Origin of the sequence: Marinobacter daepoensis DSM 16072 (genome assembly GCF_000421165.1) — a bacterium.
In the GTDB taxonomy this organism is placed as follows: Bacteria; Pseudomonadota; Gammaproteobacteria; order Pseudomonadales; family Oleiphilaceae; genus Marinobacter; species Marinobacter daepoensis.
Window position 1 is genome coordinate 1 of record NZ_ATWI01000002.1, and the last position, 24,380, is coordinate 24,380.

Annotated in this window: 24 protein-coding genes; 3 read left to right on the forward strand and 21 right to left on the reverse strand. The window is 55.8% G+C overall.

The genetic code is table 11. The features are described from left to right. From K325_RS0100195 to K325_RS0100240, 9 genes are all read right to left on the reverse strand, one after another. Window positions 1-1,175: transposase (locus tag K325_RS0100195; RefSeq protein ID WP_036192774.1), on the reverse strand; the 1,175-nt coding region annotated here is incomplete at its 3' end. Between the two features lie 159 nt (window positions 1,176-1,334). Next, window positions 1,335-1,781 (reverse strand): hypothetical protein, encoded by a 447-nt coding sequence (locus K325_RS0100200; RefSeq protein WP_029652243.1) that lies wholly within the window; start codon window positions 1,779-1,781, stop codon window positions 1,335-1,337. Between the two features lie 121 nt (window positions 1,782-1,902). Further along, the gene (locus K325_RS0100205) at window positions 1,903-2,322 is read right to left on the reverse strand and encodes a hypothetical protein (RefSeq protein WP_029652244.1); all 420 of its coding nucleotides are present in this window, start codon (window positions 2,320-2,322) and stop codon (window positions 1,903-1,905) included. Between the two features lie 105 nt (window positions 2,323-2,427). After that, window positions 2,428-2,793: a hypothetical protein gene (locus tag K325_RS0100210; protein ID WP_036192776.1), complete on the reverse strand. Its 366-nt coding sequence runs from the start codon at window positions 2,791-2,793 to the stop codon at window positions 2,428-2,430. A gap of 105 nt (window positions 2,794-2,898) precedes the next feature. Continuing rightward, window positions 2,899-3,270: a hypothetical protein gene (locus tag K325_RS0100215; protein ID WP_029652246.1), complete on the reverse strand. Its 372-nt coding sequence runs from the start codon at window positions 3,268-3,270 to the stop codon at window positions 2,899-2,901. Window positions 3,271-4,173: 903 nt separating this feature from the next. Then, window positions 4,174-4,392 (reverse strand): hypothetical protein, encoded by a 219-nt coding sequence (locus K325_RS0100220; protein WP_029652247.1) that lies wholly within the window; start codon window positions 4,390-4,392, stop codon window positions 4,174-4,176. A gap of 42 nt (window positions 4,393-4,434) precedes the next feature. Further along, on the reverse strand, window positions 4,435-5,523 hold the full coding sequence (locus K325_RS0100225) for a hypothetical protein (protein ID WP_029652248.1): 1,089 nt from the start codon (window positions 5,521-5,523) through the stop codon (window positions 4,435-4,437). An 88-nt stretch (window positions 5,524-5,611) separates the two neighbouring features. After that, window positions 5,612-6,151: a hypothetical protein gene (locus K325_RS0100230; protein WP_029652249.1), complete on the reverse strand. Its 540-nt coding sequence runs from the start codon at window positions 6,149-6,151 to the stop codon at window positions 5,612-5,614. Window positions 6,152-6,650: 499 nt separating this feature from the next. Next, window positions 6,651-6,956, reverse strand: a complete 306-nt coding sequence (locus K325_RS0100240) for a hypothetical protein (RefSeq protein ID WP_029652251.1) — start codon at window positions 6,954-6,956, stop codon at window positions 6,651-6,653. A 2,303-nt stretch (window positions 6,957-9,259) separates the two neighbouring features. Between K325_RS0100240 and K325_RS0100255 the strand changes: the two genes are divergently transcribed. Then, window positions 9,260-9,982 carry an SGNH/GDSL hydrolase family protein gene (locus K325_RS0100255; RefSeq protein ID WP_029652253.1) on the forward strand — a complete coding sequence of 241 codons (723 nt, stop codon included), beginning with the start codon at window positions 9,260-9,262 and terminating at the stop codon, window positions 9,980-9,982. A 1-nt stretch (window position 9,983) separates the two neighbouring features. Here K325_RS0100255 and K325_RS0100260 read toward each other — a convergent pair whose 3' ends face one another. The 12 genes from K325_RS0100260 to K325_RS0100315 all read right to left on the reverse strand — a co-directional run bounded on the left by K325_RS0100260 (window position 9,984) and on the right by K325_RS0100315 (window position 22,652). Further along, window positions 9,984-10,979, reverse strand: a complete 996-nt coding sequence (locus K325_RS0100260; protein ID WP_029652254.1) for a branched-chain amino acid ABC transporter permease — start codon at window positions 10,977-10,979, stop codon at window positions 9,984-9,986. Between the two features lie 2 nt (window positions 10,980-10,981). Further along, the gene (locus K325_RS0100265) at window positions 10,982-11,869 is read right to left on the reverse strand and encodes a branched-chain amino acid ABC transporter permease (RefSeq protein WP_029652255.1); all 888 of its coding nucleotides are present in this window, start codon (window positions 11,867-11,869) and stop codon (window positions 10,982-10,984) included. 111 nt (window positions 11,870-11,980) lie between these two features. After that, window positions 11,981-13,192 carry an ABC transporter substrate-binding protein gene (locus K325_RS0100270; protein WP_029652256.1) on the reverse strand — a complete coding sequence of 404 codons (1,212 nt, stop codon included), beginning with the start codon at window positions 13,190-13,192 and terminating at the stop codon, window positions 11,981-11,983. A 72-nt stretch (window positions 13,193-13,264) separates the two neighbouring features. Next, entirely contained in the window at window positions 13,265-13,987 is a 723-nt protein-coding gene (locus K325_RS0100275; RefSeq protein ID WP_029652257.1) for an ABC transporter ATP-binding protein, read from the reverse strand. After that, window positions 13,984-14,790, reverse strand: coding sequence for an ABC transporter ATP-binding protein (locus K325_RS0100280; RefSeq protein WP_029652258.1), 807 nt, complete (start codon window positions 14,788-14,790; stop codon window positions 13,984-13,986). The genes K325_RS0100275 and K325_RS0100280 overlap by 4 nt, the downstream gene beginning before the upstream one ends. Before the next feature lie 79 nt (window positions 14,791-14,869). Continuing rightward, entirely contained in the window at window positions 14,870-15,295 is a 426-nt protein-coding gene (locus K325_RS0100285) for a PaaI family thioesterase (RefSeq protein WP_029652259.1), read from the reverse strand. Then, window positions 15,292-16,941: an AMP-binding protein gene (locus K325_RS0100290; protein ID WP_029652260.1), complete on the reverse strand. Its 1,650-nt coding sequence runs from the start codon at window positions 16,939-16,941 to the stop codon at window positions 15,292-15,294. Before K325_RS0100290 ends, K325_RS0100285 begins: the two co-directional genes overlap by 4 nt. A 127-nt stretch (window positions 16,942-17,068) precedes the next feature. Continuing rightward, a complete protein-coding gene (mmsB, locus tag K325_RS0100295; protein WP_029652261.1) occupies window positions 17,069-17,956 on the reverse strand; it encodes a 3-hydroxyisobutyrate dehydrogenase in 888 nt (295 codons plus the stop codon). Window positions 17,957-18,003: 47 nt separating this feature from the next. Next, window positions 18,004-19,077 (reverse strand): enoyl-CoA hydratase/isomerase family protein, encoded by a 1,074-nt coding sequence (locus K325_RS0100300; protein ID WP_029652262.1) that lies wholly within the window; start codon window positions 19,075-19,077, stop codon window positions 18,004-18,006. Between the two features lie 12 nt (window positions 19,078-19,089). Beyond that, entirely contained in the window at window positions 19,090-19,869 is a 780-nt protein-coding gene (locus K325_RS0100305; RefSeq protein WP_029652263.1) for an enoyl-CoA hydratase, read from the reverse strand. A 27-nt stretch (window positions 19,870-19,896) separates the two neighbouring features. Next, entirely contained in the window at window positions 19,897-21,063 is a 1,167-nt protein-coding gene (locus tag K325_RS0100310; protein ID WP_029652264.1) for an acyl-CoA dehydrogenase family protein, read from the reverse strand. 95 nt (window positions 21,064-21,158) lie between these two features. Next, a complete protein-coding gene (locus K325_RS0100315) occupies window positions 21,159-22,652 on the reverse strand; it encodes a CoA-acylating methylmalonate-semialdehyde dehydrogenase (protein ID WP_029652265.1) in 1,494 nt (497 codons plus the stop codon). Between the two features lie 124 nt (window positions 22,653-22,776). On the opposite strand from K325_RS0100315, the gene K325_RS0100320 reads away from it, so the two are divergent. Next, entirely contained in the window at window positions 22,777-23,697 is a 921-nt protein-coding gene (locus tag K325_RS0100320; RefSeq protein ID WP_084694135.1) for an AraC family transcriptional regulator, read from the forward strand. Window positions 23,698-23,784: 87 nt separating this feature from the next. Then, on the forward strand, window positions 23,785-24,315 hold the full coding sequence (locus K325_RS0100325; RefSeq protein WP_029652267.1) for a hypothetical protein: 531 nt from the start codon (window positions 23,785-23,787) through the stop codon (window positions 24,313-24,315). The last annotated feature ends 65 nt before the right edge of the window (window positions 24,316-24,380 follow it).

The following is a 24,380-nucleotide window of genomic DNA, read 5'->3' on the forward strand; positions in this document are numbered from 1 at the left end:
TCGAATTTCAGGCTTTGGCCCGCTGGGCAGATACAGGTCAGTTTCACCGGATCGAACTGGAATTCACTGGCCGGAATGATCTCTTTCCAGCCCGTGCTGGTCTGGCTCTGATGGCGTTTGCCATACTTGTCTTTCTGGTTCTGGAACTTCGGGTCACGGCTGCGGAATTTGTTGTCCGGCACGTAGCCATTGATCTGCCGTTCGTGCAGGTATTTCATGTTGGCTTCGTTGGCGAAGCCGGTGTCGGCCGTAACGATGGCGCCTTGCTCGTAGATGTTGTCGGCGATACCCAGTTTCCTGAACCGGGCTTCGACACTCTCCAGAACCGGTTGCAGGGTGTGGTGTTCCTGGCCTTCGCCAAAGGCCTGGGCATCGATGATGATCTGGTGTTTCCTGTCCACCGTGGCCACGCCGCTATAGCCCTGGATCGTGCCCTTGCTGGTGCTCATCTTGGCGCTTTCGTTATCGGTGAGGTTGCTCTTCACTTCCTTGTTCCGTTTCCCCCGGCCCATCCTTGGGCGGTTCGTCTTTAGGAAGCGGTCCACTTTCTTCGCGGCCTCATCCAGAGACAGGATGGTCTTGGCTCGTCGGATGTCCCGGTCCAGTTCAGCTTCGGTTTCTGCCTCGTCCCGCTCGTAATGGGCTTTGAGGTGATGGCGAACCAGGCGTCTCAGCTTGGTGCGCTTCTCGTCCAGTTCCTTGAAGGTACCGGACCATTCTTTGGCCGCATTCGATGACATCTTGCAGCCGTCGATGGCGAAGAGCTCGTTACCCAATAGGCCTTGTTCGTGGCAGACCAGCAGCACCTGCTCGAACAGTTCTTCGATCTCATCCGAGTGACTGCTGACGAACTTGGCCAGGGTGGTGAAATGCGGAACCGTGTCGCAGGACAGCGCCTTGAAGATGATGTTGGTCTCGCAGCACCACTGCATCTCGCGACTGGAGGTGATGCCCTTGGAGTAGGCGAACAGGATGATCTTCAGGAGGATAGCAGGATCATAGGCCAGCCGGCCGGTGTCTTCGTTGCGGTACTTGGGGTGAAACACCGACAGATCCAGCTTGTGCTCGATCAGGTAGTGCACCGCGTGTTCAAAGGTGCCGGGCTGGAGCTGTTCCTGGTAGTTAATCACGACCATGGCATCCTGGTCGTAGTTATAATGCTTGAAGCGGGGCATCTGACCACTCCTTGTCCGTTTGCCTGATCCTATCAAAACTCCGAAAGATTTCGGGGTTTTTCTACAGCCTCAACGCCAGCCATAAGCGGCGCCCTGACAAGGGCGTCCGGTGGAGGGCCATCGGCCCGGAACAACCTTGATGGCTTTGTTATACATTTATCATGTCCAAGAACTAGTTCGACGGCCCACACGCTGGAGCCGCTCACGGCTTTTTTTGGCCGCCTCGGCCTCACGCGTCTTCAACTCTTCTTCGGTTATTGGATCTACCGGCAAAGCCAAAGGGACTTTGAAAGAGATACGGTTGGTAGCAGAACTCTGCTTGCTTGAATCGCCACCAGCCCCCAGCGAGAGAAAGCTGGCAACCTTTAGCTTTGCCTCTGCGTTACTTCCGGCCTCTTCACTGACGCTCACAGCAACGTCGAAATCGACTAAGAATACATTGCGCCCGGCCCCCATACTTGCAAAATGAGAGCTATCCGTGGTCTTAGGTTGTGTCCGAATGGCGGGATTCGAGTAACCTCCAGCTTCTCTTACGGGCTCAAGTGATTCCTGAATACCTTGTGCAATTTGAGTCAAAGTTTCACGAACAAAATCCTTCAGTTCCATAAAAACTCCTTGTTTGACCTTGGGTATAACGCCTCAAACACCGGCATGGTGAAGTTGGCGGCTTTTTTGGAACAAAAAAGGTGACAGCTTTACCATGTCCGAGTGCTTTGATTTGTTAGCACTAGTCTTCGTCTGCAAACCAAGCACAACCAACCACTTCTTTGTTTATTACAATTACACCAGTATCGAAAGTTGCTTCTGTAGCCGGTGACCAAGATGGCCCAAAATTTGGGTTTTTTCGAGGTTTGCCATATTCACCATTGGTATAGAATTTGGCCTCATCTCCGAAATTGCATACGAACTCCGCTGCCAAGTTTTTAGCCTTTTCGGACGACATGATTTTTACGCTATAAGCCATGTCTTTATGGAGAACGTTCCTAAGAACCTCTATAGCCTCGGCGCGTCCGATCTCTTCGTAGATGCCACTTTCATTCGAAAGGCCAAATAGCTCGGCGGCTGCTTCCACAGATCTCACCTTTGACTCTTTAATTCCGGCGATACAACTGCCGCGAGCTTTCTGGATTTTCTTGTATATGTCCATATGCCTCTTGGGTGCTAACGCTACTGGTAACCGGCGCCGGAGCGCAGCGGAGGGAACCAAAAGCGGCACGCTTTTGGCGTCCGGTTGACCGTTTGGTTAAATCTCTCAGTCAATGCTGCGCCCCAAAATTTTGGCTATAAAGCTGACACCACTCTTCTCCTTCCGTTGCGCATTCGCACCGAAAAAGTAATTGCGAAACGCAAAAAATAGACCCACCAGAAAACAGGCATTACCCACCCAGGCGGACAGCCGAATGAATCGGCCATAGCGGGCTTCGATCATCGGGTAAAGACGACTACCCTCTTGCGCGGCAAGCTGCGTCTCTAAATAGCCACCAAGGCCGACAGCAATTAGTAGATATAACAGAGTACCGAGAAGCAAGGCGCTCCACCAAGGAAGGCGGGCCGCAACTTGGACCATCTCGAACACTACTGATACGAGATCATTTTTCCTTCGATATCTGCGACCCATTGGGCCTCCCTGCCTGTAGATTTAACGCCAAGCTAAGCGGCGCCCTGACAAGGGCGTCCGGTGGAGGCCGTAGGCCGGAACAAACTTGAGCGACTGGTTAGGATATCAGCTGCACTCTTTCTGTAGGGTGCTGAACAGAATGTCGCAGCGCGCCGGATCGACTCCAGCTTCATTGCACTTTTCAGCTCTCCACTGTTCATTTTCAAAAGCCCCCTCGTCTTCAGGGACGCCCTCGCAGATTTTCGGTATTTTTTCGGCATTGCTTAAACACCCACGGAGGTAACCGTTTGTGTTCACAGAGCACTCAATCGAGGAACAACCGCTGACTTTTTCGATGGCGCTGGAAAGGCACTGTTCCTGATTAAGACTTTTTGACGCTTCTACTCCTTCCTCATGGTGCTTGAGGTACTCTTCCTCGTTTACTCCGCAACCAATTAAGGCAATGCTCAACGAAATCGCAAAAACAACTCTCTTCATATTTTACTTCCTAACGCCGAAACTTTGCGGCAATATTGGAGCCGCGACGCGGCGGAAAAATTGTCCGGCAACAGTGACTTGTTATGTTTTTTGACGCATCCATCTCTTCCACTCTTCAGACTGGTGCAATTCCTTCCTGTCTGAAATCTTCCAGCGATACAGGAGAGCTGGCACCTGGCCGTGATGGCGCTCGTAGAAAAGTACCGCATCTCTTCTTTTTTGCCGCCAATGGTTACTGACAGCTCCTGGCCAGCTGTGATTTTCTCGTCGGTTGGCCATTAAGATTATGCTCCGCACTTCACTTTTTCGAAGCCTTACCCAGTTTGCCCGCTTAAACCTTAATTGGCGGCTTGGGTTGCGGACCATTGGTAGGATTCTTCTATCCTTGAAACGGTTGCCAGCCATATTCCTCTCAAACATAACGCTGAGCCCAGCGGCGGCCCGATAGGGGCGTCCGGCGGCCACCGGCCGCGTACTGCGGCGACTGGTTAGTGCGAGGTTTTGATGACGCCAAATCCCTGGCACTGACCATGACGGCCTACTGAGCAAAACACACCGACATACGCCGATGCACCTTGATTAAAACCACCGCAAAACCAAGCGGCGAACGAACCACAACTCAGCGGCAAAAAAAACGGATGAGTTTCCGGCGGACGGCCCCACAACGGAAATACCATCCAATACTACCAACGCCAGCATTCGCTGGGGCTGCCAAATACGAGGCGCTGCATACGTTAGCCAACCGCGCGGGCCTGGCACCCACTTACGCCACCAAGGCCTCGGCACAACGCAACCCCAAAATGACCGAGGCCCCGGCAATAACGCCAGCAATAAACGGCGCCCGGACAAGGGCGTCCGGTGGAGGCCGCAGGCCGGAACGGATTTGATTGCCTTGTTAAATTTTTACTGAGTACCTACGTTCTGCGCAGTTGTACCAATAAGCGCCGCATCTGAATCTCCAGATACAAAATATATAATCAGTGCTACAACAATAACCCAAAAGATAGCTTGGCCTTGAATTGCTTCGGTCTTTCTTTTTCTACCCGACTTGGTTGTAGGGATACCAGTTTTGGTAGCAAAGCTTCTCTTGGCATTGCGCTTGGCCTTCTTCAACGGATTCATCCCAGCCTCCCTCTACATTTAACGCCCAAAACAGCGGCGCATTTATGCGTCCGCCTGCTTTTGCTTGTTAGGCATTTTTTGCCCACACTGGATCATTGTGGTAACAGTTTCCCAGTTGATTTTTCGGAAATAATATTCTCCTGACAATTCACGCTCAATAGTTTCAAAATAGCTATCAAGCCAAGCATGATAATCCCAATTTGACTTTCTAAGAGATGAGAAAAGTTTGAATTCAACTTCGGCTCTAAATTCAACTCCGAATACACGATATTTTTTAAATGATTCAAGACCCAAATAGTATTTTTCAAAATTTATCGGGGTATTGTAACCAGTTCCATTAAAACGAATTGATATCGATAGCTTGAATTTTGAGGTATCTATCACGATTGCGCCGTTCTCCCTTGTAACTTTTGCACCTTTAGGGAGAACCAAATCAAATCGAGAATAAAAAGCTCCGTTTGGCCCCATAGACATAACTACTTCACCGCCAGCGACTCCTACATGATCTTCACTATCAAATACGGAACGGTTTTCCATGGGGGCAGAGAAAAGCTCCATAAACCTATTATTTAACAGGATCGTTGGTACATCTTCTCGCGACAGTTCTTTTAGTTCGGAATTATCATAATTTTCTTGATTGAAATAATCGGTAAGATGGGTGGACAATGTTTCGATAATATAATATTCCGAGGCCTCTCGAATCAGCTTTAATGATGCCTCTGAGGACTCCCCCTTTTTCTGGCTAAAAATATGTAAAAGAGGCTCTTTATCCCACTGGCGTTTTAACGCCTCATTTTCATTAAATGCTGAACCTAAAAACCTGCTAATTTCCTCAGAAAATTGGTATCTAGGAACTCTTTGGATTTGGTTTTCTTCTTTTAAATGGATTATGAACCCTTCCACCGAAATCTTAGCTTTTCCTGAACGAGTAAATTTCTTTGAAAGAAAAAATATACAGATAACCAAAAGAGACACTAACCCAATGTAGAGCCATGCGGAATGCTCTTTTAGGCCTTCATATGCAAGCGCTCCAGTAACGCTAGCGCAGACACCAATAAGAAAACCAACTATCAAGATTTCCATCAAAGCTGTTCTACTTACAGATAGCTGCTCAATTACATTATTTTTCATACGGATCTCATTACTTAGTACTGCCTAACGCCCTGGGTAAGCTGCCGATACGGAGCGCAGCGTAGTACCGGTCAGCTTCACCCACTGGTTATGCGGGCCGGTTGAAGGTAAAAAGTTGGCGGCCTTCGTTTTGGTATTTTTCCATTAGCGCATCAACTCCAAGTTCAATTTTGATCTGGCGATCAGCATCGGAAATCGGCATTGCCAACCAAAATTTCACCTCTCTTTCTTGAAGATTTGCTGAACGCGGGAAATCTGTCCAGGCTACGTTAGGGAGACTGATCAAATAGCCTGACCAGCCAGCATTTTTAACGTACGCATTTTCGGTTGGAATCGTGTGATGCAAAAACAAGCGAGCGATCTCTTCGTTGTGCTTTTGCAGCCCCGCTATTTCTCTGCTGAGTTCACTGCCATCACCATCACAGATAATGAAGTAGGACTCCCCTCCCTTTCTGGGTATTGAGAAAACTACTTTGATGGGATCGCTCTCGTCACCTAACATCCCAACCCCAACTAGGTAACTCCTACCGTTCTGAAAATCGATTTTTGATACCGAAATGTCACCCTTGATAGGGAGGAGCCTGTAGAAAATGGCAATCAGAGATTTCTCAAAGTCTGTGTAATCCATAGGACTCCAAATACGCATAACGCTGAGGTAACCGGCGCCGGAGCGCAGCGGAGGGAACCAAAAGCGGTACGCTTTTGGCGTCCGGTTGACCGCCTGGTTAGTGGCCGGTCACCACCAAGGCTGCCTTGGCACTCAATGCTGCATGCCCTCTCCCGAACACCTTGCACCAACCAGACGGATGGCGAAAGGAACCAGAACTCAAACCGCACCAACCCGATTACCATTTGAACTGGACGGCCCCGCGACTGGGGCAGGCCATGAATAACCATGCTACCGATGATGTTGGCAACTAACTCCGACAACAACCTTTCCGGCCTTGGCCATCACCAACACAAGCGGCTTTGCAACCAAAACCGGTGCCAAGGCCTTTGCACTAAGCCAGCCAAAATGAAGAAGGCCAGGACCAATAACGCTGAGGTAACCGGCGCCGGAGCGCCAGCGGAGGGAACCAAAAGCGGTACGCTTTTGGCGTCCGGTTGACCGTATGGTTATGCATTATTCAGTCGCCGCCGCCGGAATCACCTGTAGCGTCCAGGTCAACAGAATGTTTAGTTTTATCATAATCCGCCCCATCATAACCGCCTGCACCATCGTTACGGCTTCTTCTCTTCCAAGCAGCATCGGATGCCATAAATGCAACTACACATAAGAGCACAGCCACAACTGCGGCCATCTTGTTGGTCAAAAGCTCCTGATAATCTGCCAAATATCGAACTTCCTGCCGCGACAGAAAGTTGAGCATCAACCAGCCTGCGCCAATTGAAAAAATCAGGTATCTCATCTCTAACGGGATGTAGTGCTTCATACTATGGCCATTGCATAACGCCAAAAATAAGCGGCGGCCCAATAGGGGCGTCCGGTGGAGGCCCTTCGGGCCGTAACGTACTTGATTGATTTGTTATGCATTTTTATAGAAATAAGCTGCCAACTTATTAGGAATATATGGCCAAAACACATCCCAACCTTCTGGCTTCGGGTAACGCCGTTGGTACAGCTCCCTCTCTCCGCCACTAAGACGACCAAACCAATCCACAAAACTATACCAATAGTCTTCGCCTGGACCCATTCGCCAGCCGATTGACCCCGGAGGAATCTCAGGATATTTCAGCCATGGCGGCAACATTTCACACTCCATTGCCCTACCCCTTTGTTCCCGAAAAACTCCGCATAACGCTGAGGTAACCGGCGCCGGAGCGCAGCGGAGGGAACCAAAAGCTGCCAGCTTTTGGCGTCCGGTTGACCGGCTGGTTAGTGGCCGGTCACCACCAAGATCGCCCCTGGCAACCAACGCTGCATGCCCTCTCCCAAACAGCTTGCACCAACCCGACGGATGGCGAAAGGAACCAGAGCACAAACAGTGCCAGCCCGATTACCGTTTAAACCAAACGGCCCCGCAACGGGGGCACGCCGTGAATAACCATGCTGCGGATGAGCTTGGCACCCAACCCCGACAGCCACTTTTCCGGCCTTGGCCATCACCTACATAAGCGGCTTGGCTACCAAACCCGATGCCAAGGCCTTGGCACTAACCCAGCCAAAAATGAAAAAGGCCAGGACCAATAACGCTGAGCCCAGCGGCGGCCCGATAGGGGCGTCCGGCGGCCACCGGCCGCGTACTGCGGCGACTGGTTAGTGCGAGGTTTTGATGACGCCAAATCCCTGGCACTGACCATGACGGCCTACTGAGCAAAACACACCGACATACGCCGATGCACCTTGATTAAAACCACCGCAAAACCAAGCGGCGAACGAACCACAACTCAGCGGCAAAAAAAACGGATGAGTTTCCGGCGGACGGCCCCACGACGGGGAAATCCACCAATACTACCAGCGCCAGCATTTGCTGGGGCTGCCAAATACGAGGCGACCTTTAACGGCCTTGGTGCTTAGCCAACCGCGCGGGCCTGGCACCCACTTACGCCACCAAGGCCTGGGCACAACGCAACCCCAAAATGACGGAGGCCCCGGCAATAACGCCAATATTAAGCGGCGCCCGACCAGGGCGTCCGGTGGACGGCCGACAGGCCGGGCACGAACTTGAATAACTGGTTAGCACTCAGGGACTTGATAAGTGCGATAGTTACCCGGCCCCAACCAAGTTACGGCCGTAAATGAGAAATCCATATCCCCTTGCTCCTGAAGCTGTTGAAGCACGGCTGCTGGGGGCCACCCACTCGGAGCATCTACAAACGCGTACCCTTGTGCCAACAACTGCTTTACCAACGTCACCAATTCGGCGTTGTCTCGGTACGAAACCTCGTACTCAGGCGTATCCGCAGTTTTTAGAGTCCCGCCCTGAATGCTAGTGACATACTTTTGAATCATGATTCTCTGGTGCTAACGCTGAGCCCAGCGGCGGCCCGACAGGGGCGTCCGGCGGCCATCGGCCGCGTACTGCGGCGACTGGTTAGTGCGAGGTTTTGATAAGGCCTAATCCCTGGCACTGACCGTGACGGCCTACTGAGCGAAAATACACCGACACAAGCCGATGCACCTTGATATAAAACACCGCAAAACAAAGCGGCGAATGAACCAGAGCTCAGCGCCCAAAATCCCGGATGAGTTCTCGGCGGACGGCCCCACAACGGAAATACCACCCGATACTACCAACGCCCGCATTCGCTGGGGCTGCCAAATACGAGACGACCTTTAACGGCCTTGGTGCTTAGCTAACCTTCCCGGCCTGGCAACCACTTACGCCACCAAGGCCTCGGCACAACGCAACCCAAAAATGACCGACGCCCCGGCAATAACAGCTAATTATACGAACGCGTTCGTATAACACCCATTCGTATAATTCCAAAAAATCCAGCTCAAAAACCAATCAATTTAAATTAAAAAATCAACAAGTTACAAAATAAACCACGGCTACCGCCGGAGTTATACGCCCTTGTTTGAGCTACCCCTGCCCTAAAACCCGGGCGTATAACTCCGCCCTGCCTTCTATTCCTTTTCAAACTTATCAGAACGTTAGCAACATTTCCGCCTGGTTTCCCGGAGTTTTGCGAACGCGTTCGTATAACTCCGGGCCGAACGCGGTGTCAGGCTGGCTTGGCATGGGCATTTGCTGCACTATCATGGGCTCTCCTACATTCAAGAGGATCTTTCATGCACGCGCCCTTCTGGCTGACCACTGCCCTGCTGTTTCCGGTTTTGCTTTATCAGGGCAAGCGTGCCCGCCGGGTAACGCCGCGTTTGCCGGAGGCAAGCGGAGCGTGTTCGGGTCAGTATGGCGAGGGCAGCCCGGCTTTCCGGTTGCTGGTGCTTGGTGAGTCTACTGCGGCCGGGGTAGGCGTGGAGAGCCACGCCCAGGGGTTGGCCAGTCAGTTAGCGCTGAATCTGCACCAGCGCACCGGGCTGGCCATTTCCTGGCATACGATTGGGGTGAACGGGATTCGGCTGGGGGACCTGCTCCGGAAACTGGCCTCCACCGAGTTGCCGGAAGCCGATGCGGTGTTGCTCAGTATGGGGGTAAACGATACCACCGGGTTCACGCCCCGCTTTCGCTTTCGGCGATCTCTGAAGGCGTTGAGGGCTGCCACGGCCACCCGGTACAGCGCGCCGATTACTCTGTTGAGCGTTCCGCCGATGGAGAAATTCACCGCGTTGCCCGCTCCGCTTCGGCAGATGATGGGGTGGCGGGCGCGCCAGCTGGACAGGGTGTATCAGGCGTTAGCGGCAAGCGCTCCTGCCGACTTTCGTTACCTCACCTACCCTACCGTCGAAAACCCGGCCCTGCTCGCCCGGGATGGGTACCACCCGAGTGAACAGGGCTACAGCACCATTGCGCAAGCCCTCGCAGAGCAGGACTGGGGGCTATCGCCCCGCTAACTCAGCCCAGATTTTTGCGCATGAACTTCTGCAACTCCCCGACAATCCCGCTACGGAATGCCAGTACCGTCAGCACGAAGATGCCACCGAGGATCGGGTCTACCCAGTCTCGCAGGGGGCCCTGGGAGAGCTGGTATTCCACGTTCACCACAAAGGTGGCGCCCACCACGGGGCCCAGCAATGTGCCCATGCCCCCTACCAGGGTCATCAGGATTACTTCGCCCGACATGTGCCAATGGGCATCGTTCAGGGAGGCGAGCTGGAACACCACCGATTTCATCGAGCCCGCCAATCCCGCCAGCGCTGCGGAGATGACAAAGGCCAGGATTTTGTATCGATCCACGTTGTACCCCAGCGACACCGCCCGGGGCTCGTTCTGCTTGATGGCCTTGAGGATCTGACCATAAGGGCTGCTGACAATCCGCTGCACCAGCAGATAACAGGCAATGAACACGGCCAGCACGAAGTAGTACATATTCAGGTTGTCTTCGAGATTGATCAGGCCAAACAGTTCGCCTCTCGGGATGCCATGCATGCCGTCTTCGCCACCCGTGAATTCCGACTGCACGAAGAAAAAGAACACCAGTTGAGCCAGGGCCAGGGTCACCATGGCGAAGTAGATCCCTTGTCGGCGAATAGACAACAGTGCAAAGACCAGCCCCATCGCCGTTGCGGTTGCGGTACCGGCAAGAATGCCCAGTTCCGTGGTCAGGCCTGAGAAGTTGCTGAGCAGATAACCGGTGGTGTAGCCCCCGCTGGCCAGAAACGCGGCGTGGCCGAACGACAGCAGGCCGGTAAACCCGAACAACAGGTTGAAAGCCACCGCGAACAACGCGAAGCACAGAATTTTCATCAGGAAGACCGGGTACATCACGAACGGCGCCGCCATCAGAAGCAACAGCAACACACCATTCACGATCATCTTTTTGCGATCCTGAGCCTTCTGTTGCTCAACAATGGCCTGATGGATGCTGGCAGGATTGAATGTCTGGTTCATGATTATGCCTCCTTACCGAACAGGCCCGCAGGGCGGATCATCAGCACCACCACCATCACCAGGAAAATAACCGCAGAGGATGCAGGTGGGTAAAAGGTTTTGGTCAGGCCTTCGATGATGCCCATCAGAATACCGGTGATAATGGCCCCGCCGATGGAGCCCATACCCCCGATAACCACTACTGCAAACACCACAATAAGGATGTTGGAGCCCATCACCGGGGTCACCGAATAGATGGGCGCGGCCAGCACCCCGGCAAACGCCGCCAGCATTACCCCGAAACCGTAAGTCAGGCTGACCAGCAACGGCACGTTGATACCGAAGCCCTGCATCAGTTGTGAATCTTCCGTGCCGGCCCTCAGATAGGAGCCCAGTTTGGTTTTCTCAATGATGAACCAGGTGCCAAAGCACACCAGCAGGGCCACCACGATCACCCAGGCCCGGTAGTAGGGCAGAAACATAAAGCCCAGATTGATACCGCCTTTGAACAGGTCCGGCATCGAGTAGCGAAGCCCGGACACGCCGTAGATGTTGGTGAGTACGCCCTGGATGATCAGCGCAACTCCAAAGGTAAGCAGCAGACTGTAGATATGATCTTGCCCGGCAATGCGCCGGAGCAGGAAGTATTCGATGAGAATGCCGAAAGCACCAACCAGTACCGGGGCCACAAACAGGGCCACCCAGTAATTGACACCCAGCAGGTCAAACAGAACCACGGTGACCAGTGCACCGAGCATGTACATGGCGCCATGGGCAAAGTTGATGATCTTTAGCAGACCGAAGATGACCGCAAGGCCGAGGCTTAGCAGGGCGTAAAAGGCACCGTTGATAATCCCGATCAAAAGCTGGCCAGACAGCACAGCAAGGGGGACGCCGAAAATCATGGTCATGTTGCAAACTCCACAAGCAGCGCAGACGTTGTTTTTGTTTGGGTATTCGTCCTGGCGGGGCGCCCGGCGCCGGTCGCGCTTTCAGACCGGGCACCGGGGATTCCGCATCGCTTAGTTATTCACCAGCTTGCACTTGCTCTCAGACAGCGGGCGGTAGGCTTCGTCCGCCGGAATGGTCCGCAGGATTTTGTACAGATCCCACTCATCCCTGGACTCAGCCGGTGTTTTCACTTCCGCCAGGAACATGTCGTGCACCATGCGGCCGTCCTCACGGATCCGGCCGTTTTTGGCAAACATGTCGTTGATGGGTGTCTCCATCATCTGCTTGCGAACCGTTTGAGCATCATCGGAGCCGGTGGCCGCAACCGCATTCAGGTACTGAAGGGTGCTGGAGTAGATACCCGCATGGACCATGGTGGGCCGCACACCGGTTTCTTTCATAAATCGGTCCGACCACTCTCGGGTTTCTTCATTCATGTCCCAGTACCAACCGGTGGTCAGTTGAATGCCCTGAGCGGTTTCCGCCCCCAGAGCGTGCACATCGGTCAGGAACAGCAACAGGGCGGCCAGAGTCTGGCCTGACTGGGTAACGCCAAATTCACTGGCGGTGGTGATCGCATTGGTGGTGTCTGCGCCTGCGTTGGCAAGGCCAACCACATCCGCACCAGACGCCTGTGCCTGCAGGATGAACGATGAGAAATCCTGAGTTGGGAACGGATGGCGCACGCTGCCAACAATCTCACCGCCGTTGGCTTCAACCACCCGGGTGACATCGCCTTCAAGGGCGTGACCAAACGCGTAGTCGGCGGTCAGCAGGTACCAGGACTTGCCCCCTTCTTTCACCACCGCACTGGCGGTACCGTTGGCCAGCGGATAGGTATCGTAGACATAGTGAATGTGGTTGGGCGTGCAGTGCTCATTGGTAATACTGGACGCCGCCGAACCCGAGACAATCCCAAGGCGGTCGTTCTCTTCCAGAATCTTGCTCACAGCAATGGAAACGGATGAAGCCACCAAGCCAGCCACCAGGTCGACTTTGTCGTTCTCCACCCAACGGCGGACGGTGCTGGAAGACGTATCCGGGCTGTTACGGTCGTCAGCACTGACCACCTCAATCTTCGCGCCATTCACTTTCCCGCCAAAGTCCTTAATGGCCATTTCGAGGGCCGCCAGGCCATTGGGCCCGGCAAGGTCCCGGTAGGTGCCGGACATATCCGCCAGGTAACCGATTTTGACGGTGTTGTCCGAAATGGCCGCCTGGGCCCCGGTGGCCATCAGGGCTGATGCAACGGCTGAGGTCAGAAGCTTTTTCATCATTGTCATTGTTGTTTCTCCGCGACTGTCTTGCGTTGGTTCGGGTTATTGTTGCTTTTGTTGCTTTCGCTCTATCCGAGGTCAAACCCCCAAATAGCTATCCAGCACCGACTGCTTGGCACTCAGTTCGTTGGCGCTGATTTCTTCCACAATCTGGCCATGCTCAACCACGTAATGTCGGTCGGCCAACGGCGCGGCAAAGTGGAAATTCTGCTCCACCAGGATGATCGTCAGGCCCTTGTTTTTCAGAGCGACGAGGACTTCTCCCAGTTTTTCGACTATCACCGGGGCCAGGCCTTCGGTGATCTCGTCCAGTAACAGCATGTTGGCCCCGGTACGCAGAATGCGGGCCATAGCAAGCATCTGTTGCTCACCGCCGGAAAGCTTGGTGCCCTGGCTGAAACGGCGTTCGTAGAGGTTGGGGAACATGGTGTAGATTTCTTCCAGGCTCATCCCGCCACTGCGCACCACCGGCGGCAGGGTCAGGTTTTCCTGAACGCTGAGCGAGGAAAAAATGCCCCGATGCTCGGGGCAATACCCGACACCCAACCTGGCAATGTGATGTGGCGCGCATTGCATGGTTTCTTCGCCGTTGATCATGATCGAGCCGGTGCGTCGGCCCACCATGTTCATGATCGCCTTCAGGGTAGTGCTTCGCCCTGCCCCGTTACGGCCTAGCAGAGTGACCAGTTCACCGCGGTGCACCACCAGGTCAATACCATGCAGTATGTGGGATTCACCGTAAAAGGCATGCAGCCCCGACATGCGCAGCTGTTCGTATTCACGGTCTGGATTTGAACTCATTGGGCCGCCTCCACGTTTTCCTGGTTCGGAGCCTGGGCGCCCCGCTCACCGCTGCCGTCGCTGCCCATGTATACCTCGCGAACCCTCGGGTCTGCAGAGACGGTCTGGTAATCCCCTTCGGTAAGCACCGCCCCCTGGGCCAGCACGGTAATACGGTCGCACAGCTTGCTGACCACGCTCAGGTTATGCTCCACCATCAGCACCGTGCGCCCCTGAGCGGCCTTGCGTACCAGTGCCACCACGCGGTCTACATCTTCAGAGCCCATGCCCTGAGTAGGTTCGTCCAGCAACAGCAACTGAGGCTCCATAGCCAGGGTAGTGGCCAGTTCCAGAGCCCGTTTGCGACCATAGGCCAGCTCCACCGTCGTGGTATTGGCAAATTCAGCCAGGCCCACAGACTCCAGCAACTCCATACAACGCTCGTTAAGTTTGTGCAGGGAATGGCCGGATTTCCAGAAGCTGTAGGAAGAACCTTCCGCAGTTTGCAGAGCCACCCGGATGTTCTCCAGCGCAGTCATGTGGGGAAACACGGCGGAGATCTGGAACGAACGGACAATGCCTTTGCGGGCAATAGCGGCGGATTTCAGGGGGGTGATGTCCTCTCCGCGGTAGAGAATCTGGCCGCGGGTGGGAATGAGAAACTTGGTCAGCAGGTTGAACACGGTGGTCTTACCGGCACCGTTGGGGCCAATCAGGGCATGAATATCGCCCTGACGGATCTGGAGATTGACGTCGTTAACGGCGACAAACCCCTTGAACTCTTTGACCAGGTTACGGGTCTCGAGAACGTACTGTTCACTCATGAGCCACTTCACCTTTTGTTATTGTTGTATTTATCAACTACTACACAGATTAGATTTACGTGCACGTAAACGTCAAGCTTTAATTCTGATATTTCTCGGGCGGAATAGAATAGGTCATCGTGGAGTGGGCCACCGGGTCTTCCATGCCGTCGGAGTAGACGAACACTTCCCCCACGCCCATGGTTCGCCCTACTTTCAACAGCGTGGCGCGCGCCCGTATCGGTGCGTGGGCAACCGGCTTGCGCAGGAAGTTGATATTGAGATTGGTGGTGACCGCCAGAGGCACCAGACCAATGCGGCTGAGCAGCGCCGCGTACATCGTCACGTCTGCCAGAGCCATCATGGCCGGGCCGGAAACCGTGCCGCCGGGCCGAAGGTGATCGTCCTCCACCGCCAGCGTCATTTCAGCCCAGCCCTCCCCGAGCGCCTCCAGGGCGCCATATGCGGCACCCTGGGGGAATTGCTCCTCGAGGAAGAACTTCAGTTCCTCGAAGGTGACCTTCATGCCGTTACCTCATCCTGCGCCCGGTTTCGAAGGATGAATCGCTGAATCTTGCCGCTCGGGGTTTTCGGCAGCTCTTCAACAAATTCTATTTCCCTCGGAAACGCATGGGTAGACAGGCGGCGGCGAACCAGGTCCTGCAATTCTTCCTTGAGAGCCAGATCGTCTGCCGGTTCCTGGCCTGCCTTGATGACCACGTAGGCCTTGATAATGGCGCCCCGCTTTTCATCCGGTTTGGCCACCACACCCGATTCAGCCACAGCGGCGTGTTCCAGCAATGTACTTTCCACATCAGCCGGCCCCACGCGATAGCCCGCCGTGGTGATGATGTCATCGTCCCGGCCACTGAAGGAGTACCCGCCATCGCCATGGCAGATCACCATATCGCCGGTCAGGTAGTAACCGTTCACGAACGGGTCCTTTTCACCCCAGGTGTAACCATCGAAATGAAACAGCGGCGAGGCACTGATATCCACCGCCAGTTGGCCGACTTCGCCTTCACCCACTTCTTCATGCTTCTCGTTCAAAGCCACCACTCGATGGCCGGGGGAGGAATAGCCCATGGAGCCCTGGCGAATGGGGTGCTCCAGGCCATGGAAATTGCAACAGGTCATACCGGTTTCGGTCTGCCCGTAATGGTCTTTGACCGGGCAGAAGTGCCGGCGGGCTATCCAGTTCACCACTTCCGGGTTCAACGGCTCACCGGCACTACTGCACACCCGAAGCCCCAGATTCTCGCCTTCCGGCAACACCTGATCGTGGGCCTTCAGCAATCGATAAGCGGTGGGCGCGGCTGCGAGGTTGGTGATTTTGTACTTGCGGATCATGTCGTAGGTGGATTCGGGAGTGAACGGGTTCGGGTTGAAATGGGTAGCGTGGCCCATCAGCAAGGGGCCCGTTACCGCGTAGTAAAGGCCGTAAGCCCAGCCCGGGTCTGCCACGTTCCAGAACACATCATCATCACGCAGCTCGATGGCATATCTCATGTACACATAAAACGCCAGCAGAGCCTTGGCGGGCACCGCCACCCCTTTGGCCTTGCCAACAGTGCCAGACGTGAACATCTGCAGGAAGGGATCGCTGCCGGTAATCATCACCGGCTCACACTGGTCCGATTGCTGGTTCAGTGCCTGCTGGAAGTCCGCCACATCGGCGCCCGTGGCCGCCGCATTCACGCACAACACCGGCGGACAACCTTTTACGTCCAGCAGCTTGGGGTAGTTATCCGGATCGGTCACCACCAGTCTGGTGCCGGCCTTTTCCAGACGATACTCAATCGCCCCGGAACCAAACGCGGTGAACAACGGCTGGTAAACCGCCCCCAGCCGAAGAGTGCCGGCAATCACTATCAGTAACTCAGGGCCCCGGGGCAGCAGGCCCGCCACTCGGTCGCCCTTGGATACACCAAGGGTTTTAAGGTAGTTGGCAAAACGGGCAGAAGCTGCCTTGAGCTCGGCAAACGTGAGCACGCCGTCGCCACCGTCAACGGTTTCGTAATAGAGCGCGACTTTCTGGGGATCGGCGGCCCATTTGTCACAGATTTCATGGCATACGTTCAGGCCGGTATCCAGGCGCCCGTCCAGAATGTCCGCTTCCAGTGCGGCAGCATCAAAGCGGCTATACACGTCATGGTATTGCGGTAGGCTCATCGTACACTCCATTTGTTGTCGTTGTTGGTTGCACAAGATTTAAACAGATTTATCACACGCTTCACTTTACGTAAAGGTAAACTTTAGGCTAAAAAGAAAGGGCGCCCCTAGCGTCGCCCTTTCTGTTTTATTCCGGTTTGTAGAGCCGGAGAATGCTGGAAAAGTCCAGCTCGCCATGGCCCTGTCCAGCGTGCAGCTGGAACAGGTTCCTGGCCAGAGACCCCATGGGAATGGACGCCTGATTCGTCACCGCGTTATCAAAAGCCAGCCCCAGATCCTTTGCCATCAGGTTCACCAGAAAACCGCCCTGATAATCGCGGGAAGCCGGTACGCCTTCCATCACGCCAGGCCATGGGTTGTATACGTTCAGCGCCCAGTTGCCGCCAGAACTCTGCTTCATGATTTCAGACAGCACCGCCGGATCAAGACCGTTACTGGCGCCAAGGGCCAGAGCCTCGCTGGTGCCAGCCATCAGGATGGCCAGGAGCATGTTGTTGCAGATCTTGGCCACCTGTCCGGCACCGTGGGGCCCGGCATGGAAGATGTTCTTGCCCATACCCTCCAGGATCGGCCTGGCTTTCTCGAAGGTGTCAGCCTCTCCGCCGCAGATAAACGTCAGTGTGCCCGCTTTGGCACCGCCGACCCCGCCGGAGACTGGTGCATCAATAAAGGCCAGCCCACGGGCTGCGGCCTGTTCGGCAACGTTACGGGAAGTCTCCGGCGCAATGGTGGACGAATCAATCACCAGCGTACCGGCCGGCAGCGACGCCAGCAGACCATCATCGCTCAGATACACCGCTTCCACATGCTTACCGGCTGGCAGCATGGTGATAACACACTCCGCGCCTTCTGCCGCTGCCTTGCCAGAGTCCGCCGTGCGGGCGCCCTCGGCCACCAGCGCCTCGACGGCACTTTCAGACAGATCAAACACGGTGACTTCGTGGCCGGCCTTGAGCAGGTTGGCCGCCATTGGCGCGCCCATGTTGCCCAGGCCGATAAAGGTAATGTTCGCCATGTTGCTTCTCCTTGTTGTTGTACTGGTTATCGCCGCATGCAGAGCGCCTACGGGCTGAAAAAACCGTCAATCCAGGCGTCGTCCACCGCGTTGAGTGAGGCATAGCGCCAACGGGGTTGCATGTCCTTATCAATCAGCAATGCCCGTATGCCTTCGGCAAATTCACCTTTCTTCAGGCAGTGGTGCGACATCACCAATTCGTGATCGAGCACGGTCTCCAGGCTATGCAACCGGCTTCGATGGTAGTGGCGCCACATCAGGGCCAGGGACGTCGGGGAGGCGGCTTTCAGCCCTCTCACCGATTTACCCAACCAGTCTTCCCGCGCCCCCAGTTCGACCAACTGAGCGACCACCTGGGGCAAACTATCGCCATCCGTAGCCAGCTGGATATCGTCGTAATGGGCCCGCAGGGGCGATTCGGGCATGGCATCCCGGCTTTGCTGCTCAAACTGCCTCAGCACGGCACTGACCACGGCGTGCGCATCCGCTCGCTGCCAATCGGCGGCTTTCAGCGTTTCGACCACCTGGCCCTTCAATCCATGGGAGACAAACCGGTCGGCCATGTTCACAAACAGGGCATCGGCTCCGTTCATACGGGCACCGGTCAGGCCAAGGAACAGGCCGGTGCGCATCGGCATCCGGTTCAGGAACCAACCCGCACCAATATCCGGATACAAGCCAATACTCACCTCCGGCATGGCCAGTTTCGAGTGCTCGGTCACCACCCGGTGCGAAGCGCCCACCATCAGGCCAATGCCCCCGCCCATCACGATGCCGTTACCCCAACAGACAATCGGCTTTGGGTAGGTGTGGATCAGGTAATCCAGCGCATACTCTTCGTTGAAGAAGCGCTCCCCTTCCCCCACCTTGCCGGGTTCCGTCATGGCACGGTACAGGGAGACAATATCTCCCCCGGCACAGAAGGCTTTGTCACCTTCCGCTTCCAGCCAGACCGCCCGAACCGCTGGGTCGTCCGCCCAGCGTGTGAGCTGGGGTCGGAGCAGGCTGATCATATCCATCGACAGGGAGTTCAGGTTCCGTGGCGTGTTCAGTCGAGCCACGGCAATCCGTTCACCACCGCCGGTTGTCCACTCTTCAAAAACTATCGGTTGATCACTCATAGCAGACCCGGGTTATCGGTTTTTCCATTCTGGCTTACGCTTATCAAGAAACGCATTCACGCCTTCTTTCTGGTCTTCGGTGTGGAACAGTTCAACAAACAGTTCCCGCTCCATTCGCCAGCCGTCACTGTGGCTGCGGCCATCCCGCGCACTCATCACCAGTTGCTTACAGCGGGCAATGGACGACGGGCTTTGTTTGCAGGCCCCTTCTGCCAGCTTCAACGCGGTTTCCAGGCCCGCTCCGGAAGCAACCACCTCTTCCACCAGGCCAATCTGCAGCGCTTTGGCAGCATTAACCCGCTCACCACACAGGATCATGCGCTTGGCCCAGCCTTCGCCGACCAGCCAGGGCAGGTTCTGGGTTCCCCCCGCACACGGCAGCAGGCCAACGCTGGCCTCTGGCAGGGCCATCTGGGCGTGCTCTTCCGCGATGCGGATGTCACAGGACAGCGCGCACTCAAGGCCGCCCCCCATGGCATAGCCGTTAATCGCAGCGATGGACACGCCCCGAAATGCCGTCAGCGCGGCAAAGGCTTCGCCAAACCGCTGGGCCATCTCATTGGCCCGGGCGCGATCGCCATCAGCAAAGGTTTTCAGGTCTGCGCCGGCCGAGAAAAACTTCTCTCCCTGCCCGGTCACCACCAGAGCGAAAATCTCGCGGTCTTCGTTCAGTTCTTCCACGGTCACTTTGAGGGCCGCCAGCGAGTCCGCGGTCCAGGTGTTGGCCGGTGGGTTGGCAATGGTCAGGATGGCAATGTGACCACGCTTTTCCAGTTGAATCAGTTCACTCATCACGAATTCCTTCTGTTGTTCGCCCGGTTACTGAATGGCTTCGGCAACGCCGTCGTCCAGTAACCGGCGCGCAATAATCAGTCGCATGATTTCGTTGGTGCCTTCCAGAATCTGGTGTACCCGAAGATCCCGGAGATACCGCTCCAATGGGTACTCACGGATGTAACCATAGCCGCCATGAAGCTGCAGCGCTTCGTTGGCCACGTCAAAACAGGCATCGGTCGCGAATCGTTTAGCCATGGCACAGTGCAGTGTGGCTTCGGGGTCACCCCCGTCCAGCTTGAAGGCACCCAGACGCACCATCTGACGGGCTGCTACCAGGTTCGTGGCCATATCCGCCAGCTTGAACTGGAGCGCCTGAAACGCCGCTAACGGTTTACCGAACTGCTGGCGCTCGTGCATGTAATTTCGGGCCCGGAGTAACGCCGCCTGAGCGCCCCCCAGAGAGCAGGTAGCAATGTTAAGGCGTCCGCCATCAAGGCCTTTCATGGCAATCGTAAAACCATCGCCTTCGTTTCCCACCCGGTTACTGGCGGGTACGCGAACGTCTTCCAGGGTCACCAGCCGTGTAGGCTGGCTATGCCACCCCATTTTTTCCTCATTCTTGCCGTAAGAGACACCTTCCGCGTTGGCGGGTACCACAAAGGTGGAGATGCCCTTCGCGCCGCTGTCGGCGTCACCGGTTCGGGCCATCAGCACGAGAACATCGGTGGCACCGGCGCCGGAAATAAACATTTTGCTGCCATTGATGACATAACTGTCGCCTTCCCGAACCGCCCGGGTTCTGAGGCTGGCCGCATCGGAGCCCGCTCCGGGTTCCGTCAGGCAGTAGGAGGCCAGCCACTCACCGCTGGCCAGCTTGGGCACAATTTCCTGGCGTAGGTCATCAGACGCAAAGCTCGCAACCATCCAGGTTGCCATGTTGTGGATGGTGATAAAGGCCGCGGTGGACGGGCAGGCCGCCGCCAGTTCCTCAACGATCACCGAGGTATCCAGCCGTGACAACCCCATTCCACCCAGAGCTTCCGGGGTATATATCCCCATGAATCCCATGGCTCCGGCCTCTTTCATCACGTCCACCGGGAAGATATGTTCGGCATCCCACTGGGCCGCATGGGGGGCCATGGACTTCTCAGCAAAGGCCCGGGCAGCATCCCGGAACGCCTGCTGGTCTTCAGTCAGGTTAAAATCCATCGTTCAGCTCCTTGTTGAGTCCGGTTGGGTTCCCATTGTTCAAGCGGGAAAAAGGGGCCGGAACAGATCCGGCCCAACACCTCACCGACAATTCATCAACGCAACTGAATCGAGAAATTGGCCTCCGAAGAGGTCGCTTCACTGGAGAACCAGCGGGATGTGACCGTTTTAGTCTCGGTGTAGAAGCGCACGGCCTGCTTGCCATAGGCGTGCTGATCGCCATAGAAAGAACCTTTCCAGCCCGTGAAGGAGAAGAACGGCAGGGGCACCGGAATGGGGATGTTCACACCCACCTGGCCCACATCAATCTCGTGCTGGAAACGACGGGCGGCGCCACCATGGTTGGTAAAGATCGACGTACCGTTACCGAAGGGGCTGTCGTTGATTAGCTCGATGGCATCGCCAAGGCTATCCACGTTGACGCAGGACAGCACCGGGCCAAAAATTTCTTCCTTGTAGATGTCCATCTCCGGCGTGACTTCACTGAACAGGGTTGGCCCTACCCAGTTGCCTTCCGGCAGCCCATCGACGGTGCAACCACGGCCATCCAGCAGCAGCCTGGCGCCCTGGGCTTCACCGGTGGCGATCAGGGATTCGATGCGGTCTTTGGCCTTGCCACTGATCACCGGGCCGTAACTGGCGCCGGCATCGTTCCAGGCACCCGGGCGCACCTTGGCCATGGCGTCTTTCAGCTCCGGAATCCACTCTTGCGCCGCGCCCACGAAGACGGCAACCGAGATAGCCATGCAACGCTGGCCTGCGGCTCCTACCGACGCCCCCACCAGAGCGTTAATCACCTGTTGCTTATCGGCATCCGGCATGATGACCATGTGGTTCTTGGCCCCGGCAAAGCTCTGCACACGCTTCATATTGCGGGTGCCTGTTTCATATATGTACTGCCCTACCGGCACCGAGCCCACAAAGGAAATCGCCTTGATGGCCGGGTCGGTCAACAGGGTATCTACTTGCTCTTTGGCGCCGTGGACCACCTGCAACACCCCTTTGGGCGCACCAGCCTGTTCAAACAACTCCGCCAGGCGGGTGGGTGTCAGTGGGTCCTGCTCAGAGGGCTTCAGAATGAAGGTATTACCGCAGGCAATCGCCATGGGGAACATCCAGAGCGGAATCATGGCCGGGAAGTTGAACGGCGTGATCCCGGCACAGACGCCCAGCGGCTGAATCCAGGAGTGAGTGTCTACTTCACGGGCCACATTTTCCACGGTTTCGCCCATCATCAGGGACGCCACGTTAGCAGCATGCTCAACCACCTCAATGCCCCGCCAGACATCACCCTTGGCGTCATCAAACGTCTTTCCGGTTTCCTGAGAGAGAATCTCGGCGATCTCATCGTGGTGTTCTTTGAGCAGCGCCTGATAACGCAGCATCACCCTTGCCCGCTCAGACACCGGGGTTTCTTTCCAGCTTTTGAACACCTCGCCCGCATTGTCGATGGCCTGGCGCATTTCATCGGCTGTGGCACACGGCACCTGGGCAATGACTTCGTTGGTGGCGGGGTTGGTCACGTCGATCCAGTTCTGGGTCTGGCTCTGAACAAATTCACCAGCAATAAACTGAGGTACTTTCTTCATGATAATGGTCCCTGTTTGTTGTTATCCGGGAATGCCCTGCCCCTTCTTGGCAAGCGGGCATGACGATGATCTGAAGAAAGACTAGCACGCAGATTCCTGGGGCGTGATTGACTAAATTTCGCCCATGATGGATTATCTTTCGATGGCTGAACAAGATCTCAGGAAACCAGCGGCACAGACCTCTCAGTGGCCGGTACCCACAGACAGTGCCCGTTATGTGGTGCCAGAGCCTATTGTGCGGCTTTTGGCGGCACATCCACTCACCCGGGAGCTCTACCCTCTTGCCTTTGGTCACTACCGGCGGGCGACAGGCCATCACATGCATAGGGAACACCACCGTGATAATCTTTTGATCTATTGCACCGACGGCAAGGCTTTCCTGAACGTGGCTGGCACACCCTATACCGTGGAAGCCGGGGATCTTCTGCTCCTTCCGGCCGGGGCCAGCCACCGGTACACCGCCGACCCGGACAACCCCTGGAGCATCCACTGGGTTCACTACACCGGCCCGCTGGCTGAAGCCTTCGGGCAGCACATGGGGTTTGACGACACCACCCGCATTCGACATCTGGGAAGGCGGCCCCGCCTGCTGGTGGATTTCAATGGCCTGCTCTCAGTCCGACAGACCGGGTTTCGGGCGCGCGGCCTGATCCACGCCAGCAACCGGCTAAGGCAATTACTCGCCGCTGTCCCCATTAACGCGGATGAAACCGGACAGGCGCGGCAAGCCGAGCTGGATTCGTTACACCATTTTATGCGGGAACATCTGGAAGAACGGCTCACCCTGAACCAGCTGGCAGAGCTCTCCGGGTTATCACCCGCGCATTTTGCAACCCGATACCGGGAACAAACAGGGACCTCACCCATCCAGCACTTCCTCCATCTGAAAGTAGAACGAGCCTGCGAGCTGCTGGACACCACCAGCCAGAGCTTCGCCGACATCAGCCGCCAGCTGGGTTATGACGACGCCTACTATTTCTCGCGCCTGTTCAAGAAAGTGATGGGAAAATCACCCACAGATTACCGGCACACCGCACGCCACTGAAGCCTGCGAACATAGCCCCGGCATTGCATCCCTGTGCCCGTTGGGCTCAAATAGGTGCTTGGCCCCTATCCGGAGAAGACACCAACGATGATTCTGAACCGCTGCTCTACACTCGTCCTCGCAACCTCCGTCTCCTTACTGTCCGGCTGCAGCAATATCGGCCCCGTCAAAAGCGGTACGGAGAACCCCTGTGCAACCCTGCAGTCCATCGTTCAGGATTACGACACAGGTTTTGAGAACTACCGGGGCACCGGGTCCAGCTTCAATATGGTTACGCTGTACCGCGCAAAAGAGCAGTTGATCAAAGGCCACTGCGAAATCTGGGCCTGGGGCAATGGTGATGCGGCCTATACTTGCACGGTCGGTGCTCCTGACCAATCCGTGGCAGAGGACCGGTTCAGGGAAGCCTCCAACCTGTTGGCCCAGTGCCTTGGTCCCGACTGGACACAAGAAACCAGTGCCCGGGAGCGCGACGGGAAGCCGGCCGGTGAAGTCGTTTCCATGCAAACGAACGACCCGACAGCACCGTCGGTCTCGTTGCACCGGGTCGAAGATGGCCGCCGGCAGTCACTCTATCTGTTCGTGGGACCATCAGGCCGGGCGCCTGCCAACCAGTAATTCTCTCGGGTAGCCACAAAACCCAGCTGCTTCCAGCGGTAAGCCCTAAGAACTCAAAAGGCGGT

Excerpts from the sequence above, each read along its gene's own strand:
- K325_RS0100290 (WP_029652260.1), bottom strand. The coding sequence starts at position 16,941 with ATGAGCCTACCGCAATACCATGACGTGTATAGCCGCTTTGATGCTGCC.
- K325_RS0100300 (WP_029652262.1), bottom strand. The coding sequence starts at position 19,077 with ATGAGTGATCAACCGATAGTTTTTGAAGAGTGGACAACCGGCGGTGGT.
- K325_RS0100200 (WP_029652243.1), bottom strand. The coding sequence starts at position 1,781 with ATGGAACTGAAGGATTTTGTTCGTGAAACTTTGACTCAAATTGCACAA.
- K325_RS0100285 (WP_029652259.1), bottom strand. The coding sequence starts at position 15,295 with ATGAAGGTCACCTTCGAGGAACTGAAGTTCTTCCTCGAGGAGCAATTC.
- K325_RS0100205 (WP_029652244.1), bottom strand. The coding sequence starts at position 2,322 with ATGGACATATACAAGAAAATCCAGAAAGCTCGCGGCAGTTGTATCGCC.
- K325_RS0100225 (WP_029652248.1), bottom strand. The coding sequence starts at position 5,523 with ATGAAAAATAATGTAATTGAGCAGCTATCTGTAAGTAGAACAGCTTTG.
- K325_RS0100280 (WP_029652258.1), bottom strand. The coding sequence starts at position 14,790 with ATGAGTGAACAGTACGTTCTCGAGACCCGTAACCTGGTCAAAGAGTTC.
- K325_RS0100275 (WP_029652257.1), bottom strand. The coding sequence starts at position 13,987 with ATGAGTTCAAATCCAGACCGTGAATACGAACAGCTGCGCATGTCGGGG.
- K325_RS0100215 (WP_029652246.1), bottom strand. The coding sequence starts at position 3,270 with ATGAAGAGAGTTGTTTTTGCGATTTCGTTGAGCATTGCCTTAATTGGT.
- K325_RS0100320 (WP_084694135.1), top strand. The coding sequence starts at position 22,777 with ATGATGGATTATCTTTCGATGGCTGAACAAGATCTCAGGAAACCAGCG.
- K325_RS0100255 (WP_029652253.1), top strand. The coding sequence starts at position 9,260 with ATGCACGCGCCCTTCTGGCTGACCACTGCCCTGCTGTTTCCGGTTTTG.
- K325_RS0100210 (WP_036192776.1), bottom strand. The coding sequence starts at position 2,793 with ATGGGTCGCAGATATCGAAGGAAAAATGATCTCGTATCAGTAGTGTTC.
- K325_RS0100265 (WP_029652255.1), bottom strand. The coding sequence starts at position 11,869 with ATGACCATGATTTTCGGCGTCCCCCTTGCTGTGCTGTCTGGCCAGCTT.
- K325_RS0100325 (WP_029652267.1), top strand. The coding sequence starts at position 23,785 with ATGATTCTGAACCGCTGCTCTACACTCGTCCTCGCAACCTCCGTCTCC.
- K325_RS0100230 (WP_029652249.1), bottom strand. The coding sequence starts at position 6,151 with ATGGATTACACAGACTTTGAGAAATCTCTGATTGCCATTTTCTACAGG.
- K325_RS0100270 (WP_029652256.1), bottom strand. The coding sequence starts at position 13,192 with ATGACAATGATGAAAAAGCTTCTGACCTCAGCCGTTGCATCAGCCCTG.
- K325_RS0100220 (WP_029652247.1), bottom strand. The coding sequence starts at position 4,392 with ATGAATCCGTTGAAGAAGGCCAAGCGCAATGCCAAGAGAAGCTTTGCT.
- K325_RS0100310 (WP_029652264.1), bottom strand. The coding sequence starts at position 21,063 with ATGGATTTTAACCTGACTGAAGACCAGCAGGCGTTCCGGGATGCTGCC.
- K325_RS0100305 (WP_029652263.1), bottom strand. The coding sequence starts at position 19,869 with ATGAGTGAACTGATTCAACTGGAAAAGCGTGGTCACATTGCCATCCTG.
- K325_RS0100260 (WP_029652254.1), bottom strand. The coding sequence starts at position 10,979 with ATGAACCAGACATTCAATCCTGCCAGCATCCATCAGGCCATTGTTGAG.
- K325_RS0100315 (WP_029652265.1), bottom strand. The coding sequence starts at position 22,652 with ATGAAGAAAGTACCTCAGTTTATTGCTGGTGAATTTGTTCAGAGCCAG.
- K325_RS0100240 (WP_029652251.1), bottom strand. The coding sequence starts at position 6,956 with ATGAAGCACTACATCCCGTTAGAGATGAGATACCTGATTTTTTCAATT.
- mmsB (WP_029652261.1), bottom strand. The coding sequence starts at position 17,956 with ATGGCGAACATTACCTTTATCGGCCTGGGCAACATGGGCGCGCCAATG.